Source organism: Candidatus Paracaedimonas acanthamoebae (assembly GCA_017307065.1).
In the GTDB taxonomy this organism is placed as follows: domain Bacteria; phylum Pseudomonadota; class Alphaproteobacteria; order Caedimonadales; family Caedimonadaceae; genus Paracaedimonas; species Paracaedimonas acanthamoebae_A.
Genome location: JAFKGL010000031.1, coordinates 1 through 19,102, shown reverse-complemented (window position 1 = coordinate 19,102; position 19,102 = coordinate 1). Strand labels below are relative to the sequence as shown.

General features: G+C 39.2%; 15 protein-coding genes and 1 pseudogene. 5 read left to right on the top strand and 11 right to left on the bottom strand.

Annotated features, from left to right (window positions below; genetic code table 11):
- Positions 1-343: 343 nt before the first annotated feature.
- A complete protein-coding gene (locus J0H12_06940) occupies positions 344-808 on the bottom strand; it encodes a helix-turn-helix transcriptional regulator (protein ID MBN9413638.1) in 465 nt (154 codons plus the stop codon).
- A 217-nt stretch (positions 809-1,025) separates the two neighbouring features.
- On the opposite strand from J0H12_06940, the gene J0H12_06935 reads away from it, so the two are divergent.
- Positions 1,026-1,688: a hypothetical protein gene (locus J0H12_06935; protein MBN9413637.1), complete on the top strand. Its 663-nt coding sequence runs from the start codon at positions 1,026-1,028 to the stop codon at positions 1,686-1,688.
- Between the two features lie 62 nt (positions 1,689-1,750).
- Entirely contained in the window at positions 1,751-2,920 is a 1,170-nt protein-coding gene (locus tag J0H12_06930) for a hypothetical protein (GenBank protein ID MBN9413636.1), read from the top strand.
- Positions 2,921-3,140: 220 nt separating this feature from the next.
- Here the strand turns inward: J0H12_06930 and J0H12_06925 are convergent, their stop codons facing one another.
- The 3 genes from J0H12_06925 to J0H12_06915 form a co-directional block, all read right to left on the bottom strand.
- On the bottom strand, positions 3,141-3,965 hold the full coding sequence (locus tag J0H12_06925; protein ID MBN9413635.1) for a methyltransferase domain-containing protein: 825 nt from the start codon (positions 3,963-3,965) through the stop codon (positions 3,141-3,143).
- 82 nt (positions 3,966-4,047) lie between these two features.
- Positions 4,048-4,374, bottom strand: coding sequence for a mercury transporter MerT (locus tag J0H12_06920; protein MBN9413634.1), 327 nt, complete (start codon positions 4,372-4,374; stop codon positions 4,048-4,050).
- A gap of 4 nt (positions 4,375-4,378) precedes the next feature.
- Entirely contained in the window at positions 4,379-4,783 is a 405-nt protein-coding gene (locus tag J0H12_06915) for a heavy metal-responsive transcriptional regulator (protein ID MBN9413633.1), read from the bottom strand.
- Positions 4,784-4,933: 150 nt separating this feature from the next.
- On the opposite strand from J0H12_06915, the gene J0H12_06910 reads away from it, so the two are divergent.
- Together J0H12_06910 and merA are read left to right on the top strand one after the other, a co-directional pair.
- Positions 4,934-5,827 (top strand): hypothetical protein, encoded by an 894-nt coding sequence (locus tag J0H12_06910; GenBank protein ID MBN9413632.1) that lies wholly within the window; start codon positions 4,934-4,936, stop codon positions 5,825-5,827.
- 187 nt (positions 5,828-6,014) lie between these two features.
- Entirely contained in the window at positions 6,015-7,535 is a 1,521-nt protein-coding gene (gene merA / locus J0H12_06905; GenBank protein ID MBN9413631.1) for a mercury(II) reductase, read from the top strand.
- A gap of 257 nt (positions 7,536-7,792) precedes the next feature.
- Here merA and J0H12_06900 read toward each other — a convergent pair whose 3' ends face one another.
- The 6 genes from J0H12_06900 to J0H12_06875 form a co-directional block, all read right to left on the bottom strand.
- Positions 7,793-10,927, bottom strand: a complete 3,135-nt coding sequence (locus tag J0H12_06900; GenBank protein ID MBN9413630.1) for an efflux RND transporter permease subunit — start codon at positions 10,925-10,927, stop codon at positions 7,793-7,795.
- Entirely contained in the window at positions 10,924-12,189 is a 1,266-nt protein-coding gene (locus J0H12_06895; GenBank protein MBN9413629.1) for an efflux RND transporter periplasmic adaptor subunit, read from the bottom strand. Before J0H12_06895 ends, J0H12_06900 begins: the two co-directional genes overlap by 4 nt.
- A gap of 148 nt (positions 12,190-12,337) precedes the next feature.
- Positions 12,338-12,598, bottom strand: coding sequence for a hypothetical protein (locus J0H12_06890; GenBank protein ID MBN9413628.1), 261 nt, complete (start codon positions 12,596-12,598; stop codon positions 12,338-12,340).
- Positions 12,599-12,620: 22 nt separating this feature from the next.
- Positions 12,621-13,487, bottom strand: a complete 867-nt coding sequence (locus J0H12_06885) for a hypothetical protein (GenBank protein MBN9413627.1) — start codon at positions 13,485-13,487, stop codon at positions 12,621-12,623.
- A complete protein-coding gene (locus J0H12_06880; GenBank protein MBN9413626.1) occupies positions 13,488-16,598 on the bottom strand; it encodes an efflux RND transporter permease subunit in 3,111 nt (1,036 codons plus the stop codon).
- Positions 16,599-16,605: 7 nt separating this feature from the next.
- Entirely contained in the window at positions 16,606-17,754 is a 1,149-nt protein-coding gene (locus tag J0H12_06875) for an efflux RND transporter periplasmic adaptor subunit (GenBank protein MBN9413625.1), read from the bottom strand.
- 196 nt (positions 17,755-17,950) lie between these two features.
- Between J0H12_06875 and J0H12_06870 the strand changes: the two are divergent.
- Positions 17,951-18,646 (top strand): annotated as a pseudogene (locus tag J0H12_06870) (IS6 family transposase).
- A gap of 227 nt (positions 18,647-18,873) precedes the next feature.
- Here J0H12_06870 and J0H12_06865 read toward each other — a convergent pair.
- Positions 18,874-19,102 (bottom strand): hypothetical protein (locus J0H12_06865; GenBank protein MBN9413624.1); only part of this gene is annotated, 229 nt, incomplete at its 5' end.

The following is a 19,102-nucleotide window of genomic DNA, read 5'->3' as shown; positions in this document are numbered from 1 at the left end:
GCTCAAAGCCTTTACAAAAGTTATCGACAAAATAAAATAATCTATCGTAATCTATCAGCATTGAGGTATCTCCCTATTCTTCAAATCGAGATTACCTCAATACTTTCAATATGTTAATTGATATTCCTTAAACATAGTTCGGGTTAAAATTACTTCTATTAAAGAATTTGATGATATCAGTCGTTTATATTCAAGACTGGCAATTATAAGTGCACAGAAAAGAAGAATTGATTTAACTCGTAGATACTTACTTCTTCATATTGATCACTTTGGGTTGAACCACCCAAGAACAAAAGATATCATTCTTTTCTTAGATAAAAATGGGCTGCGGGTTCCGTGGTAACTATGAAGAAATACAATTGCTGATTAGCCACTCTGCAAATGTCTTATCTGGCTTGTTTGATTGATTTTTCTCTGCAAAAGCATAAACTTCATTGATGACATATGATGCTTGTTCAGTAGAAGCTATATAATTTTTTTCTTGATAAATATTAAACACAAGTTTTACAACTTGTTCATATAAAGAAACATTTTTTACGAGAATTGTTTCTTTCTTACTTGGTGCTGGACGCCCCTGAGGCACGAGATTTACTTGCCCAAGTTCTTTTTCATCGAGAAACTCTAAAATGGAACATCCTAACACACTTGCAGCACGTTGTAGAATCTCTATACTTGGTTTTTGTGATCTTCCACGAAGAATGTTTCTTATTGCATGGCCTTTTAACCCAGCAACTCTTTCCAATTCCGCTACAGAGTAATTCTTCTCTTCTATTTTCTTTTTGAGCTTATTAACAAGTACCCCACTCATAACTTTCAATTCCAATACTATCTAAAAACAAAAATAAACAACATAAAGCATCTTGACAACAGTACAATGTAAATTGTACAAGTACAATGTTTACATACAATAACGTTCACGCATGCTTATGAACTATGTACCCCTTTTATAAGATACAGACTTATAAGTCTGCAAGCTGAGAAAATATAAATGAAAATAAAAAAAGACGACTAGGGAAGGATGGGAGATGTATAGCGTTTCTATATCAAAGGAATCAAGCAAGCCTCTTATTGAGATTATGGAGAGAACTTGCTTTTGTGTAGATGAAGATGTCCTTAACCATGCTTTAATCAAAGAATTAATAGGTGGAACACTTGATGAAGAACTGTTTAGACTTTTCCTCGAACAGCAAACATGGCTAGGGTATGAAATCTCACAACAATTAATAGCCATATCTAGGCTAAATCATACAACCTATATAAAGCCTTTATTTCTAAAAATCGCAAACTATTCCCTTATTGAAGCTGATGATCTTAGCAACCAATTAGGTAAATTTAGGATCTCCTCGTATGAGGTTCTCCCCGTTTGCAAAGAATATATAAACTTTTTAAGCATATTAGAGGATAAATTTCTATTTCTCACAGCAATATTGCCTCGGTTCTGGTTCAAAGCTCAATTACGCCAGAAGTTTATAAAGCTGAACCTGTTTAAACACCCTTATAAGAGGTACATTAAGTATTGCTTTTACCATGATGCAAGAGAACCCATAATAAGAATCATTAATTCTCTTGATACTCAGTTCCGCACTATTCCTGCAGAACAAAAATCAGCAATAAAGCAAGTTTTTTCAGAGGCTTCAGCGCATGAATGGGAACTTTTAAATCAGACATACAATCTAGCCTCTATTTAAGCTGCTCTACATAATAATCAAATACGCAAGGAATAATTTCAACATTGTTAGGGAGGAATCAAATGGAAGAAAATGAAAAAACACATCAACAACACTTTTCTTTGGCAAGTTATTTTAAGAATAATCAAAGTATTACCATTCATGAAACTTCTTCACTTGAGCTATTCAAGTCGTTAATTGCTTTCCCTCATCCCGAGAGCACTGAATACTATACCAATGAGGCTAGAGTTGTTACAACTTCAAAGTTGATAGGCTCTTTAAAAGAGGATATTCGCCTAAAAATAAACCCTAGTATCACACTTATTTACGAACAAAGCTCACTAGAGGGTTTCCATTCTCCAATCCATGGATTTAGAAACTTCAGTACTACAATAGAATTTGATGCTTCGGTCATGTTAGTACTACGCGAGCTCATGCCTTACTTAAATGGAGATTATACTGTCAAAGAGATTGCAAACATTTATGAGACTTCTGAGACAGAAATTAGGTATACTTTGCAACCGCTTTACGAGATAGGTTTTTTAGTTCTATGCAGTAAAAGCCTTGTCCCTGCATCTTCCTTTTATGCTCATCTTATTAGTATTGAACGCGCGAGAAGGGTTGAGAAAATAAGCCCTATCAATATGGATAACAAGGAAAATCTTAAGGAAATATTGATCCATAACCTACTTGCTCTCTATCACTTCGCAGAGTCATTTCCCGATCATTTAAGCGCCGCTATCTCCCAAACAACCAATTTCAATTTAAAAGAACAATTATGTAGCACACTCTCTGAGAGTTATTGGTATAGCAATATGCTCTTAAAAGGACTTATGGAACTAGGTTATAGCAAAGAGCAACTCAAGCGATTAACCCCTTGCCCTGCCACGTTAGGCGTTATTAACTACTTAAGGTGGCTTGCAAAAGTAGATTTGTTATCTTATGCCGCTTGCCTTGGAATACTAGAATATCCAGAGGTATCAACTCAACAATCTTACGACATCTTTTCCTTTATTCAAAATAAATGGGAGCAGATTGAAGCTTTAAGCCTGGTTCCCAAGGAAGCTTTAGAACCTTTTAGAGAGCAACAAAAGTTAGAATTCCTCAGCAAAAGAGCTCATCTTTCAAAATACTTCTTTGAGGTTGAATCTTATTTAACCCCAGAGCGCCAAGAAGAGATTAGAAATCATGTTCTTGTGTTTATTCAATGCTTGCAAGCAGAAACTGCTTATATAACTGGAGAATTTGAATAAGCTAATTTTCGCTACTCATCGAGTTCAACTGAGGCTCAAATTTCATACTTATCTATAGCTATGTTAATAGCAAGAAACCTTAAGGATTTAAAAAAGACGGAGCCAACCAAGAGTTCAATGATAAAATCTATCTAAACTCTTCGTATTCATCTTTAACCATTTTCTCCTTTATTCCCTACCGAGTAAACTATCCTATAAAAGGAAACAAACTTTGAATAGGTTAATCCGTTTTAGCCTTTTGCTCTAGTTTTGCACCTTGAGCTTCAATCTCTGGGTAGTCGTTAATGCGTACAAGAGTTGCGATGCGATAAGAAGCTCCTATTCTTCTCGCAAAAAATCCTGATAATTTGCCTTCTAAAGATTGGTAATTAATAATCTTAAAGGAAGAACCCTCTCCTAAGATTTGGGTAAGATTCCGATTAATATCTGCAAATATAAACTTTGTAAAAAAGTTTAAGAGTTGGCGTAAAGAGGAAGGTTGATGGCCATCATCAATAAGCTTTTCCATAATTACTACTCTTCCTTTTTTCTCAAGAACTCTTTCTGCTTCTTGTAGTGCTAATGTTGGATCTGGGATTGAGGCTAAAGAGAGAGGAAAGTATATTTTATTAAACTTCTCCTCTTTAAAGAGCAAATGTTGAGCATCTCCAATAAAGATATTTTCATCTGGAATATCAAACTGACGAGCCTTCAGTTTAGCTTGCTTCACCATTTCAGGAGAAAAGTCAAATGCTTGTAACTTGTTCTTATTCAAGCCTTCTGGCAATACTTCAAAATCGAGTCCTGTTCCTTCTCCGACAAAAAGGACTTTATCATCAGGCTGGATATCTAATTCACTGATCGCAATAACTCTTCCAGGCTTAAATCCACTCATAAGAGGATCCCAGAATGTTTTAGCCATGACTTGGTAGCAGAAGTTTTGAGAAGCTCTTACAGTACGTCCAAACCAAGTCTCCTCTTCTTTAAAAGAGTCTGTCGCCTGTAAAGTAGGAACAAAGATTATAAGAGATAAAACAGCAAATGGTTTTAATAAGTAAGCTTTCATGTAGGGCTCCTCTGCTAGATTCATTATGAGGTTAAGCTAGAATAATAAAACAAGCAATAATTTTCAAATTTGAAAGAATTATCTAAGGAAGGGCTATAAGAGCAATTGATAGCGCCGCTATAATCCAAAATATTAGTCTCTGGATAGAAAGTGCTCTAGAGTGTACGCAACCATTTTCAACCTCACAAGCTGGAGATTTTAGGTAGAGTGTATAAAAAGAATAGCAGAGTGAAAGCCCCATAAGGGTAATCATGTAAGGGCGATAGGGTGCAAAGAAAGCGCTATAACTCGCCCAGGCTCCCCCTACTCCTAAGACTACAGCCAGCAAAGGCCCAATACAACATAAGGATGCTAAAAAGGAAGAGCCTAAAGTACTTATAAAAGCTGCCCAAGTGGATTTGCTATGCATCGTCTTATTCCTCTGCTTCTAATGCATCTAGAATTGGGCACTCACTCTGCAAATGGTCTTCTAGGTGGCACTTTTCCATTAACTTACCTAATGCGATTTTCACTTTTTTTAATTCACTTATTTTTTGGTCAATGAGCTTTATTTTATGGTGAGATTTTGCATAAACTGCATCACAGGTATCCTCTGAAGAAAGCTTAATGTTTAGCAGTCCTTTAATCTCAGCTAATGTAAACCCCATTTCTTTAGCACGAACAATAAACTTTAGTCGTTTGAGATCCTCTGAGCTATAATAACGGTAACCGTTGAGAGACTGCAAAGGCTTGGGCATGAGGCCAATTTTCTCATAAAAGCGAATCGTGTCTGTTTTAACTTGGATTTCTCTAGCTAATTGACCAATATAATATTCCATGAGCATTTACCTTGTGTAACCTTTTCCATCACTCCAAAGTATACACTTTAGAGCATACTCCTAAGTCAAATAAAATTATCTCTTTAAATAGAGGGATTGACATTGAAGTATACTTCAAGCTGCAGAGTCGTATAGAAAGGAGAAAATACCATGAAGAAACTATCATTTTTTAAATCAATTATTGTAGCTGCAGCTGCGCTGTTCTTAAACATGAATCCTCTTTTAGCAACAATTACAGATGAGGACATTGCTATTACGGGCAGTAAATCAGAGACTTCTAGAACATTGCCAAATAAAGAAGAAGAGCAGAAAGAAGAAAGCCCTATTGCATCCAAGTGTTTTTTAGAAACTACTTGTGATAAACTTTGTCAATTTGCAGTTGATTATATCCCTTCTCTACCTACACATATGGCCAAGCTCTTTATATCTCAATATCCAGTACCATCTGAACAAGAACAAGCTGTTTCCTTAAAGCTTTTTCACCTTTTGGCTGAAGGTACTCCTGTTGATGTTAATAGCTTGGCTGAATCAGTGAGCTTATCCCAATCAACAGTAAAGGAAATGATGCAAAAGTGGCCAGATGTATATTATGACGAGGAACAACATATTATTGGGTATGGCGGACTCACGTTTAAGCCTACAAAACATAAAATCATGTTTGATAATCGTACGCTTTACACATGGTGTGCATGGGATACCTTATTCCTGCCTGCTATTTTAGGCAAAACACTTGAGATAGAATCTCATTGTCCTGTAGATGACAGCATTGTGAAGATCCGTCTCAATCAAGAAGGGGTAAAATCTATCGAACCTAAAGAAGCAGTAATATCCTTTATGTTGCCGAGTAAAGAGTGTATTCAAAAGAACATACAAAGTAACTTTTGTCACTATATCAATTTCTTCCCTTCAGCAGAAATCGGTCACGAGTGGATAAAAGAACATTCTAAAACTTATATTATCTCAATTGAGGAAGCTTTTAAAATTGGGCAGCTAAAAAACCAAGCACAATTCGGTAAAAAGCTTGAGCAAGATTTTAACAAATAACCCATTTTCCTGAATAAGCCCTTTATAATCAATTAATCTATTAATGGTCGGATGAGTGAAATTGTTCAGTCTTCGATCACCTCACAATTCCTTCTTCCTCGCAGCTGAGGAAATTCACTCCATGAAGAAAGTGCTTGACCTTGAAGTATACTCCAAGGTGCAGAGTACTATAGGAAGGAGAAATATCATGAATAAACCATCATTTCTTAAATCAGTTATTGCAGCTGCAGCTGCGCTGTTCTTAAACATTAATCCCCTCTTAGCATCGATTACAGATGAGGACATTGCCATTATTGGAAGTGGATCTGCTGCGTTTTCGGCTGCCATTCATCTTGCAAGTAGGGGAGCAAAAGTGACCATGATTGAGGAGAAAACAGTAGGGGGTACCTGTGTCAATGTCGGCTGCGTCCCTTCTAAAATTCTCATACGCTCCGGGCAGATTGCTCATATGCAAGAAGATCACCCTTTTAAAGGGATCCAAAAGAACCAACCCACAATCCAGAATAAACTTGTCTTTGATCAGCTCCAAGATCGAGTTTTAGAACTCAGGAAAACAAAGTATGAGGACATTCTACTTCAAAACCCAAAAATTAAATTCATTCAAGGAACAGCTCGCCTGATAGGTTCAAACAAAGTCTTAGTCCACATACCTGAGAAGGATCCTCTTGAACTTAATCCAACTAAAATCCTTCTTACAACAGGAAGCTCTCCTACAATTCCAGATATTGAAGGACTCAATAAGACACCCTATTGGACATCAACAGAAGCTCTCTTCAGCGGTATAGTACCTAAACATCTTATTGTTCTAGGGGGATCCTTTGTAGCCGTTGAACTTGCACAAGCTTTCTCCCATTTGGGATCAAAAGTGACTCTTCTTGCCAGAAGCACACTGCTTTCAAGAGAAGATCCAGACATTAGTAAAGAATTGAAAGGCATATTCGAAGGCGAAGGCATAAGGGTTCTCACTCATACGCTTCCAAAATCTGTTGAACACAAAGAGGACTTCTTCCATATTAATATTGGAGAAGAAACACTCTTTGGAGACCATCTTCTTGTGGCCACAGGACGACATGCAAATAGTAAAAACTTAGGTCTTGGAGAAGTTGGAGTAAAGCTTGATTCTGAAGGGAGAATTCTAGTTGATGAGTATCTGCGTACAAGTGTAAAAAATATCTTCTCTGCTGGAGATTGCACTCAGCTTCCTCAATATGTCTATGTCGCTGCTGCAGCGGGTAATAAAGCTGCCATTAATATGCTCAGTGAACACACGGGCGTAGAGTCACCCTTAGATCTCTCTGTTGTGCCTGCAGTAACTTTTACTGATCCACAAGTAGCAACTGTAGGGCTTTCAGCAAAGCAAGCAAAGGAACAAGGATATGAAGTTGAGACAAGGACACTTACTTTAGATAATGTCCCAAGAGCTTTAGCGAACTTTGATACTCGCGGGTTTATTAAGCTTGTTGCTGATAAAAAGACAAAGCTAATTCTTGGATCTCAAATTGTGGCTTCAGAAGCAGGTGATGTGATTCAATCAGCAGCGCTTGCTATTCACAACAAGATGACCACTGATGAGTTGGCAAGTAAGCTCTTTCCTTATTTAACTATGGTAGAAGGATTAAAGTTGTGTGCGCAAACCTTCTTTACAGATGTAAAGAAGCTCTCTTGCTGCAGTGCTCACATAGAAGATATCTCATCAAGTAAGCTCTAAATCTAGTGTAGTTGAGAGCTACATTTTCTTATAGCTCTCAACCGCCTCTTTAAAGAGAGACAACTATATCATCTCACTCTTTTTTTTATTCTATTTTCCTAATAGAAGTCATGTTGCAGAGCCCAAAAATGCACAATCTGGCTTTATCTTTCTAGTCCTATTTTTGTAAAAAGATAGCTTTAAGAAATCATTAAGAGAGACTAAAAATTTGAGCCTCTAAGGACCCCGCAATTGCTGGCGAAGACGTTTATCTCACTTTAATTAAGCTTTCGCCGCCACTTTTGCCAAAGAAGATAAAACGCGGGTACCACAAACATTGACAGGATAGGCGCCGTGATCATCCCCCCCAGCATAGGGGCAGCAATGCGTTTCATGACATCTGAGCCTGTACCACTTCCAAACATAATAGGGGACAACCCCACAAGAATAATTGCAACCGTCATTGATTTAGGACGTACTCTCATGACGGCACCTTCAATAATGGCATCTTGTAAGCCTTGTAAAGTAATAAGCTTCCCTTCTTCTTCAAATTTCTTGATCGACATCTTGAGATAAATCAATAAAACCACACCAAACTCAGCAGCAACCCCCGCTAAAGCTATAAAACCAACATTAACAGCAACAGAGAGGTGATATCCTAAGATGTAAACCAGCCAGAGTCCTCCAATTAAAGCAAAGGGGAGAGTTCCCATGATCAAAAGTGGCTCTGCCCACCTGCGGAAAATTGCATATAGCAGGAAAAGAATGCTTATAAGCGTTAAAGGCACAATCATAAGGATACTTTGCTGAGCCCTTTGAATGGATTCATATTGCCCTGCCCACGTTAAGGAGTATCCAGCAGGAAGTGAAAGTCTCTCTTTTACAAGGTCTTGGGCCTCTTTAACATAAGAGCTTAAATCACGATCACGCACATCAATAAACACCCACCCACTAGGGCGGGCATTCTCAAGACGCAACATCGCAGGCCCTTCTATAAAACGAATATCGGCAATTGATCCTAAAGGTACAAAAGCTTTCGTGGGCGTGAGAATAGGAAAATCTTTAAGCTTTGGCACAGAGTCCCGCCAATCTAAGGGAAAGCGTATAGTAATAGGATAACGCTCAATTCCTTCAATCGTTTCACTAATCGTCTCTCCCCCAATGGCAGTATTAATGACGTCTTGGATATCCGATATATTAAGTCCATATCGTGCCGCGAGAGCGCGATTGATTGAAACATCAATATAACGCCCGCCTTGTAAGCGCTCTGCATAAATAGAACCAGTCCCTGGGACTTCTTTTAAAAGCTTTTCAACCTTCTGGCCAAGAGTCTCAATTACTTTTATGTCAGACCCAGCAATTTTTAAACCTAAAGAGCCTTTGATACCTGTGGAGAGCATATCAATGCGATTTCGGATAGGCTGCACCCAAAGGTTAACAAGTCCTGGGATCTTAACGGCTTGATCAAGCTCAGCAATAATTTTATCCATTGTCATTCCTTTTCGCCATTGAGAAGGATCTTTAAGTTGGATCGTAGTCTCTACCATTTCTAAGGGGGCAGGATCGGTTGCCGTCTCAGCGCGCCCCATCTTTCCAAAGACGGTCTCAACTTCAGGAATTTGAGCAATAAGCTTGTCAGTTTGTTGAAGGATTTGAGTTGCTTTTCCAACAGATAGACTTGGAAAAGCACTAGGCATATAAAGTAAATCTCCCTCTTGTAAAGGCGGCATGAACTCTGTGCCCAGGCGTGCAATGGGATAAGCCGTAAGCCCTAAGAGGATACAAGAGGTGAGAAGTGTTGTCTTAGGGAATCGCAAGACAGGCTTTATGGCGCGAAGATAAAGACGCATCAACACACGATTGAGAGGATTCTTGTCTTCAGAAGGAAGCTTACCACGAATAAGGTAAACAATCAGAGCAGGCACCAAAGTAATCGATAAGCCTGCGGCAGCTGCCATAGCATAGGTCTTTGTTAAAGCAAGTGGCGAGAAGAGAAGCCCTTCTTGCCCTTGTAAGGTAAACACGGGCAGAAAGCTAATGGTGATAATAAGAAGGCTAAAAAATAAGGGCGAACCTACCTCAACAGCTGCTTCTTTAACCAGAGTAATATGCTGAGGGAGTGATACTTCTTTTCCAGGGTGTTGCTGCTGCCAAGACTCCATATGTTTATGAACATTCTCAACCATAACAATAGCAACATCCACCATGGCTCCAATGGCAATAGCTATGCCCCCCAAAGACATAATATTTGCGTTAATCCCTTGATAATACATCACAAGAAAAGCTGATAAAATGCCCAAGGGCAAAGTGAGAATAACAGCAAAGGCGGAGCGTAAATGAAAGAGGAATATTAAGCAGACAAGCGCGACAACCATGCTCTCTTCTATTAATTTCACAAAAAGATTCTTGATCGCATTCTTAATGACCTTAGAGCGATCATAGGTTGGGACAATCTCAACCCCATTTGGTAGACTTTTTTTGAGACTCTCAAGTTTATGTTTAACGCCTTCAATGGTTTCAAGCGCATTCTTCCCTGAGCGCATGACAATAATTCCCCCAACAACCTCACCTTGGCCATTAAGTTCTGCTAAGCCACGTCGAAGTTGAGGGCCTAGCTGTATTTTAGCAACCTCCTTTAAGAGGATAGGTGTTCCATTCTTATTAACGCCTATAGGAATCTGCTCAATATCTTGAAGTGATTTTAAATACCCCTCAGCTTGAAGCATATATTCTGCTTCAGCAAGTTCTAAGATTGAACCACCCCCTGAGCTATTAGCCTTTTTTACTCTTTCAATAACCTCACCAACAGAGAGATGAAGAGCCCTTAAGATGTAAGGATCGAGGATAATTTGGTACTGCTTCACCATTCCCCCTAAAGTGGCCACTTCCGCAACCCCAGGGACAGTCCGCAGCTCATACTTTAAGAACCAATCTTGAAGGCTCCTGAGTTGCGCTAAATCTCTGTTGCCAGTGCGATCAATTAATGCATATTCATAAATCCATCCCACCCCTGTTGCATCAGGGCCAAGCTCAGGGCGTACATTTGAGGGAAGCTTGCTGGTTGCTTGATTTAAGTATTCAAGAACACGAGAACGCGCCCAATAAAGATCTGTTCCTGCTTCGAATAAGATATACACAAAGGAACTGCCAAAAGAAGAATAGCCTCGCACCTCTTTAGCCCCTGGAACAGCCATCATGGACGTTGTTAAGGGGTAAGTAACCTGCTCCTCAACCACTTTAGGCGCGCGCCCAGGGTAATCTGTTTTAATAATTACTTGAATATCTGAGAGATCAGGAATTGCATCAACAGGGGTTTTTTTAAACACATAGGCCCCCCACAAGAGAATAATGCTTGCACCTAGTAGAATGAGGTGCCTAAATTTAAGTGACCAGTCTATAATCTTTGATATCATGAGGAATGCCCTGAGTGCTTTGAATGTGAAGCAGAAGGCTCTTCTAAGCGCTCAAACCCTGCTTTAAGATTAATCTCAGAATCCAAGAGGAACTGCGAAGACGTAACCACATGCTCTCCTTTATTGAGCCCTGAGAGGATCTCTATGCGCCCTTCTGATTGAATCCCTGTGGTCACTTGACGCGCTTGGAATTTGCCTTCACCGAGCGCTAAAATCACATGTTGCTTGTGACTACTCCAGATAACAGCTTCACTTGGGATCGTTAGAGCTTGTTTAGGCGCTTCTTGTATTTCAACAGCCACAAGCATATTGGGCTTAAAGAGCCACTCTGGATTATTAAGGCGGATTCGAACTTTAAGCGTTTGAGAGGTTGGGTCAATTGTTGGATAAATGTAATCTACTTCTCCTTGCCAGCTAAGATGGGACAACTGAGGCAAGTAAATTTTAGCGGCTTGTTTTTCTTTCACATAAGAAAGTTGAGAAGGGAAAATCTCTGCAATAACCCATACCTCTGAAAGATCTGTAAGGCTCATAACCGTCGTCTCAGGTGAGACATACATACCTTCGCGAATATTCAAACTATCAACAAAACCCTTTTGAGGGGCATATATTGTCACAAGAGGACTCGATTTGTTCGTCTTGAGTAGTTCTTTAATTTGCTTTTCAGAAACACCGAGAGCTTTTAATTTTGAAGCCTGAGGATCCTTATATTCTTTATAGCTGTCTTTTAGAGTCAAGAGATACTCTTTTTGTGAAAAAACAAGATTACGAGAGTAAATCTCAAATAAGGGTTGATCTTTCTCAACGACACCCTCTGTTGCCTTCGTGTGAAGCTTTTGGATCCATCCATCGACATACGTATGGATATGCGCAATTTTAGTCTCATCAGCTTTAATTGAACCAAATGCCCTGATTGTCATGCTTATAGGACCTTCCTCAACAAGAGCTGTTCTTACGCCCAAGTTATTAACGATGTTTGGTGAGATCTGGAGTGTAGTCGTCTCTTTCTTTTTCTCTTCTTCATAAACAGGCACAAGATCCATATTCATGCGTGATTTACCAGGGCCCTCATAATGGATGTGTGGCTCCATAGGATCGATCCAATAAAGGATTTTCTTTGAAGATTGAGACTTGTTTGTTTGCAGAGAGAAAAAAGGCTTCAAGAGGAAGTAGCCACCTGTAGAGATAAGTATACAAAGTGCCATTAGAGCCAGTGCTTTTATTTTATTTACCATCTTATTCTTAATATTAAATAAGCTCATGCCATTCCCTTTGCGTACATAAATGCTTTGTCTTACTTAATCATGGCAATTCGCTGTTAAAAAAGAGTAAAGATCAACCATGAGAGTTGAACATGATATGCATTTAAAAAGCTTATTACCTTGCCATAAGATAATTTTATTCACAAATTTACTTATCCACTCTAGGAACTATAATTTTAAGACGTTCTTGTTTTTTTGGTGTTAAACTTGATGTCTCTTCTTGTTGTTTAGCTTTTTTCTCTATTTGCGATTGTTCTTCTTGTTTTTGTTTTTCCTCTAGTTTTTTTGCTTCTTCTTCAGCTTGTTTTTTTCTAAACGCTGCAACGCGATGGCGACGGGTTGCTTCAGCTGGGATCGTTGACACGATCCCAATCATTATGACCATAAATAAGCTTACTATTTCCAGCATTCCGACGCCTCTTGTTTATGGTCTATTTCACATTTACACCAAAAGGGACAAAGATTTCTTTACCCGCCAGTTTAATCTGTAACCATATTTTATAAAAACCTGACTTCTCTGGCATAAAATGAAACATAAGCTCAGGTCCTCCTCTTGCCTTTTCATCTGTTGGCTCTTTACCCATAGGATGGACATGCGCAATCGTATTAAAATCTTCATTGATAGCAACAATATGAGCAAAAGCCCCCATAATTGGCTCAAGATCTTTCACATCTTTTCCTTCTTTATTGAGAGCTTTTATCGTACCCATAGCAGCTTGGCCTTTTCTGAGTTCTTTGGTGTCAAACCTTAAAGAATAAAGATTATTGTCTACCTTTGCTTCCTGGCTGAGTTGATTGTCGGCAGCTTTGCTAAAGCTTCCAACTGTTGCAAGAGGTGCTGTAACATATTCTTCTTTTCCTGTTTTAAGAGGCACAATATCAACCCATATCTTATAAGACCCCTCATTCTTAGGCGACCAACTGAACTCATAAATCCCTGGCTCTTTTGTTGGCTCTGGATGGACATGCTGATAATCAGTTAAGTTTTGATCAAAAATCAGCACATGGATTTTCTTCGTATGAACTTCTTTTAAATCAGAAAGCAAAATTTCCTTGTTATCTTTAATGGATGTCAGTTTTATTCTTGTTGGTATAATTTTGTCCTTTTGCGCTTGGCTTGAGAGCAAAACATCAACTTTAATTGTGGAATCCTGCTGGTCTTCATGTGAACAATGGCTCATTTTCATGTCAGATGCCATTTTATGTGACTCGCCTTCATGGGATAATGCTGCAGGCATTAAACTTAATACCCCAAGCGTCATCCCCAAAGTATTCAAATACATATGTAATCTTTTCATTTAGTTTTTCTCCTCTTCAATAATAAGTTTTTGCGTTTCTATCAAACGTTGCCCTACAAGCCAGAACACAACAGGTGTTAAGATCGTATCGAGTAAGGTTGAGGAGATCAAGCCACCAAATATCACGGCTGCTACAGGATGAAGAATTTCTTTTCCGGGTTGATCGCCTCCTATTAAAAGGGGAATAAGAGCAAAAGCTGCAACAAGTGCTGTCATAAGAACAGGGGATAATCTCTCAAGGGAGCCACGAATGATCATCTCTTTTGTAAACTTCTCTCCTTCATATTTCATTAAATGAAGGTAGTGAGAAATCTTCAAAATGCCATTGCGAGTTGCAATGCCAGTCAACGTGATAAAGCCAACAAGGCTTGCAACTGAGAGTGTTTGATTGGTCACCCAGATTGCAACAACACTTCCAATCAAAGCCATAGGCACATTCGCCATAATAATGAGCGTGAGCGGGGCTGATTTAAAGTGGCTATTAAGAAGGATAAAAATACCCATGAGCGAGAGAAGAGACAAAAGGAAGATAAGCTGGGTTGCTGACTTCTGACTTTCAAACTGCCCTTCAAACTTGATAAAATACCCTTCAGGGAGCTTGAGAGATAGAAGCTTTTTTTGAACATCTTCTGCAACATCGCCTAAAGCGCGATCTTTGGTATTAGCAAAGACAACGATACGCCTTTGGGTGTTGTCCCTGCTTATTTGATTAGGCCCTTGGGTTTCTTGAATGTCAGCCACAAACCATAAAGGAATTTTGCCTGCAGGGGAGTCAATAAGCATATTACGGATTTTATCAAGATCTGCTCTTTCTGCTACGGGCAAACGAACAACAAGATTGTATCTTCTAGCCCCTTCTAAAATTTGAGTTACAATTTTTCCTGATAAAAGGGTTTCAATTGTTTCTCCTAAGGTATTAACATTAATGCCATACTTCAGGGCTTCTTCTCTTTTAGGAATAATTTGGACTTGAGGGATTAAGGTTATTTGTTCAACCTGCAAATCCGTTATACCTTTGATGTCCTTCATCAGAGACTTCACTTTATCAGCACTTTCTCTAAGTTGATTAAGCTCCTCTCCAAAAATTTTAATGGCAAGCTCTGCTCTTACCCCTGAGAGCAAATGATCTAAGCGGTGAGAAATTGGCTGCCCAATATTGATGACTGCATTTGGAAGGGTTGCAAGGCGCCTGCGGAGATCACTTAAGACTTCTTCTCGCGAGCGCTTTGATGATTTTAAATCAATATCAATTTCAGAAGAATATACGCCTTCTGCATGCTCATCAAGCTCTGCGCGCCCGCTTCGGCGCCCAACAGAGAGTACTTCAGGCACTTCTAAAACAAGCTTTTCTGCAATGGTACCCACCCGATTGGTCTCCTCAAGAGCTGTCCCTGGGGGAAGCCTTAAGTTAATGGTCACCGTTCCTTCATTAAAGGAAGGAAGAAAGGATTTGCCTAAGAAGGGAACGGATGCAGCTGCTAAAAGGGTAAGTAAGATTGTTGTAAGAATAGGAATTTTAGGATGCGTGAATGACCATTGAAGGACTTTGGTATCTAACTCTTTAAGGTGCCTGACAAGCCAGCTATCACCATGCTTTATCGCCTTAATACGCGGAAGTAGATAATAAGATAAAACAGGCGTTAAGGTGATCGACACAAGAAGCGAGGCTAGAATTGAGACGATATAGGCAACCCCTAAAGGACTAAAGAGTCTGCCTTCAATACCGCTTAATGCAAAAAGAGGCAGAAAAACAAGCACGACGGTCAAGGTTGCATAAATGATTGAACTTCTCACCTCAACTGAAGCATCTTTAATCACTTGAATAAGGGGTAAAGGGGTCGTGAGTTTAGCATTTAATTTAAGGCGCCTTAAAATATTCTCAACATCAACAACAGCGTCATCCACAAGCTCTCCAATGGCAATTGCAAGCCCCCCTAAGGTCATGGTGTTAATGGATAAGCCAAATTGATGAAAGATAACGGCCGTAATTAGAATTGAAATAGGAATTGCGGTAATACTGATAAAGGTTGTGCTAAAGTTCATCAGGAAAGCAAAAAGGATGATAAGGACTAAAATAGCCCCGTCTCTTAAAGCTTCTTCTACATTACGGATTGAGTTTTCAATGAAGGTGGCTTGTTTGAAGAGAATTTGATCCACTTTAACATCTGCAGGCATTGTCTTTTGAAGCTCTTTAAGGCTTTTTTCAATGTCGCGTGTTAAAGAAGCTGTATCAGCGCCTGGCTGCTTCTGAATTGAAAGAATAACAGAAGGCTTTCCATTAATGCTGGCATCTCCTCTTTTAACAGTAGGTGCAAAGACAACATGGCTCACCTGATCAAGCGTTAATGCGTGGGCGCCTTGATATTTAAGCGGTGTCTTTTTAAGATCCTCAAGCTTGTTTGTAAGGCCTAAGAAACGAACCAATGACTCTGTTTTAAATTTTTCAAAGTAACCGCCCGTTGTATTTTGAGCAAACCCCTCAAGACTTTTTAAAAGATCATCTAAGCTTACATTGTATCCCAGCATTCGGTGATTTAAAGGTTGAACTTGATACTCCTTTACTTCACCGCCAATTGGAATCACTTGAGCCACCCCTGGAATGCTTAAAAGCCGAGGCCGCATAGTCCAATCTGCAATCGTTCTTAAATCCATAGGAGAAGTCTCACCTCGTTGAGAGCTTATTCCAACAAGAAGGATTTCACCCATAATGGAAGTCACAGGCCCTAAAGCAGGGATAACATTAGCAGGAAGTTGTGAGAGTGTCGTATTAAGCCTTTCATTTACAAGCTGCCGATTACGATAAATATCGGTGCCCCAGTCAAACTCAACATAGACAATCGAAAGACCAATGCCAGAGGTAGATCTCACACGCATGACACCAGGAAGTCCGTTCATGGCTGTCTCGATAGGAAAGGTTACTTGCTTTTCCACTTCCTCGGGAGCAAAGCCTGGGGCTTCTGTTAAAAGGGTTACAGTGGGCCTATTGAGATCTGGGAAGACGTCAATTGGCATTTTAGGCACAATTAAAGAGCCATAGATGACAGCAGCCATATATAAGAAGAGGATAAGCCATCTATTTTTTAAGGAGAATTCAACAATCTTTGTAAACATGATGTACCTATTTCTTAAGAGCTCTTGCCAGCGTCTCAACATTTTCAATAATACGCTCACCAGCTTTTAACCCCTCAAGAATTTCAGCTTTATCTTCAAAGAATATCCCAACTTGAATGGGGCGTGAAAGAATAAGCTCAGGTTCTGCAAGGATAAATACATTATAAGTCTTACCATTTTTAAAAAGGGCTGTTTGGGGGATGACAACTTTTTTAAAGGTTGAAGGAAGCGAGATCATCACATCGACGAACTCTCCTATCATGAGCGCAGGAGCTGTTTCTTTTATGCTAAATAAAATATGACGGGCTTGATCATTCTCACCAACTTTTGGGCTTAAGCCTTTAAGGGTTAAGGGATAAACTTTCTCAGGCTCCAAAGGAGATCTGAGAGAAGCTTCTTTAATTTGATTGGTGAGAGTGTAATCATAAGTGTAGGCCTCAATTTGAAAAGAAGCAGGATCTACAATTTCTGCAATAGGCTGTCCTGGTTGAACAATTTGCCCTGGCAAGAGATGTGAATCACTAAGGATGCCTGCAATAGACGCACGGATAAGCTCGCGCCCAAGGCCAGTTGTTAAGATTTGTTGCTTTCGCTTTTTAGCGCTTTCTAAATCTGTCTTTGCATCTTCAAGCTTTTTACGGGCAGAAAATTTTCCTAAAGTGGTTAGTCGTTCAACATCTCTTTCAAGTTGTGCAATCTCACCTTCAATTTTATAAAGCTCTGTCTTCTTGTCCGTTAAATCAACTGAACTCACAAGAGGCTCAACAATAGCAATTACTTGATTGGCCTCAACTTTATCTCCTGTCGTGGGCATAGGATAAGTTGGATCTGCAACTACTCTTGAAGATTGAGGAACATGCACTTGAGCATAGCCATTAGGGCTTGCAACAACTTTAGCAGGGAGAAGCACATACTGAGGACGGTCTATATCTTGTGCTTGGATAACCTTAAGATTAGCCGCACGTTGCTTTTGTTGAGGTATAAAGACTCTTTGAAGCAGACTTAAATCAGTGGGGACGGAATCTAAGGTCGAGGTACTTTCCTGCGGAGAAGGCTTACTTTCGCCATGGTCTTCACTCCCATGGGCAAGTACTTCAAAGGTAAAGAGCAAAAACGCAAAGACATAGATTGCCACTAAATTAAAGATTTTGTTCATAGCCTTCCTCCCTCAATTATTTATTATTAAAGTAAAGATCTTAAAATAGTCTTAATTAATTTTATTAAAATTTTAAATTCCTTAATCTCAAGGCATTCCATATGACAGAAACCGAGCTTAAGGGCACTTTGCAAAAAGTTATGTCTTCGCCCAAAGTTTATAAAAAAATAGGAAATTATTGGACGGATGATTTTAAGTGGCGTCACTTTCAGGTGACATTATTCTTGGCTGTGTCCGCTGGTATTGTAAGTATGGGATCAGTTATATGGACCTTGAAGAAATGATGACAGAGCGAAGTATTGAGGTTGACCATGTAACTCTTTATCGATGGGTTCAATATGCTCCTGAACTTGAAAAGCGTCTTAGGTAGTATTGGAAGCCAGGACTTGGTTATAGCTGGAGAATTGGTGAAACTTATGTGCAGGTAAAAGGCAAATGGGCTTACCTTTATCGAGCTCTTGATAAGCGAGGGCGTACCATAGACTTTTACCTTTCATCTACAAGGAATGTAAAAGCTGCCAAACGTTTTCTCCCAAAAACTCTCAGGAAGTTTAAAGAATAAGAAATGTCAAGCACCATTAATACTGATAAAGCAGCACCCTATGCTGTAGCCATAAAGGAATTAAAGGATGAGCGTGTCTGCCCTCAAGACCTTGAACATCGACAGGTTAAGTATCTCAATAACCTTATTGAAGCAGATTATGGTAAACTTAAGCGACTAATTAAGCCAACTCTGGGGTTTAAGTCTCTGAAGACAGCTTATGCACCCCTTAAAGGATTTGAGGTTATGCGTATGTTTAAAAAAGCACAGATGGATCTTTGGGAGTATGGTCAAGGACTCAAGGGAGAAATCCGTCTAGTTAACCAACAATTCAACGTCTATACTGCTTAATTTAAAGCAGAGCACACCCTAGCTGCAGCTTTAGAAAGTTTTTGCAAGGGTTCTATCTCGACAACCTTTATTTCACTTAAAATCAGAAAGGCTTTAACTTTTTGTACAAGTAAAAATCAAAAAAATTAATTATTCCCTTTTTTTGTACTAGGATAGCTCCTTAAAATAGATAACACCCAAGCTTACATATGATTAAATTCCTTCTATATTAATCAGATAGTCTCCCTTCATATAAGTACACACTTAGACTGATTCGAAAAACATTTTGACTTTTTATTGAATGCTTCTCCTAAATCTGTTTTTTGACTTTGATCTGGATTTTTAAGAGTTTCTTCACTTACATCTTCACCGTTCAGCATAGGCATGGAACTTTGGATATTTGGATGCTCAATAAATTCCTTTATTTCTTCTTTAGGTGTAAGGCTAATAATCTTAGTCAGTTTTTCAATACCTTGA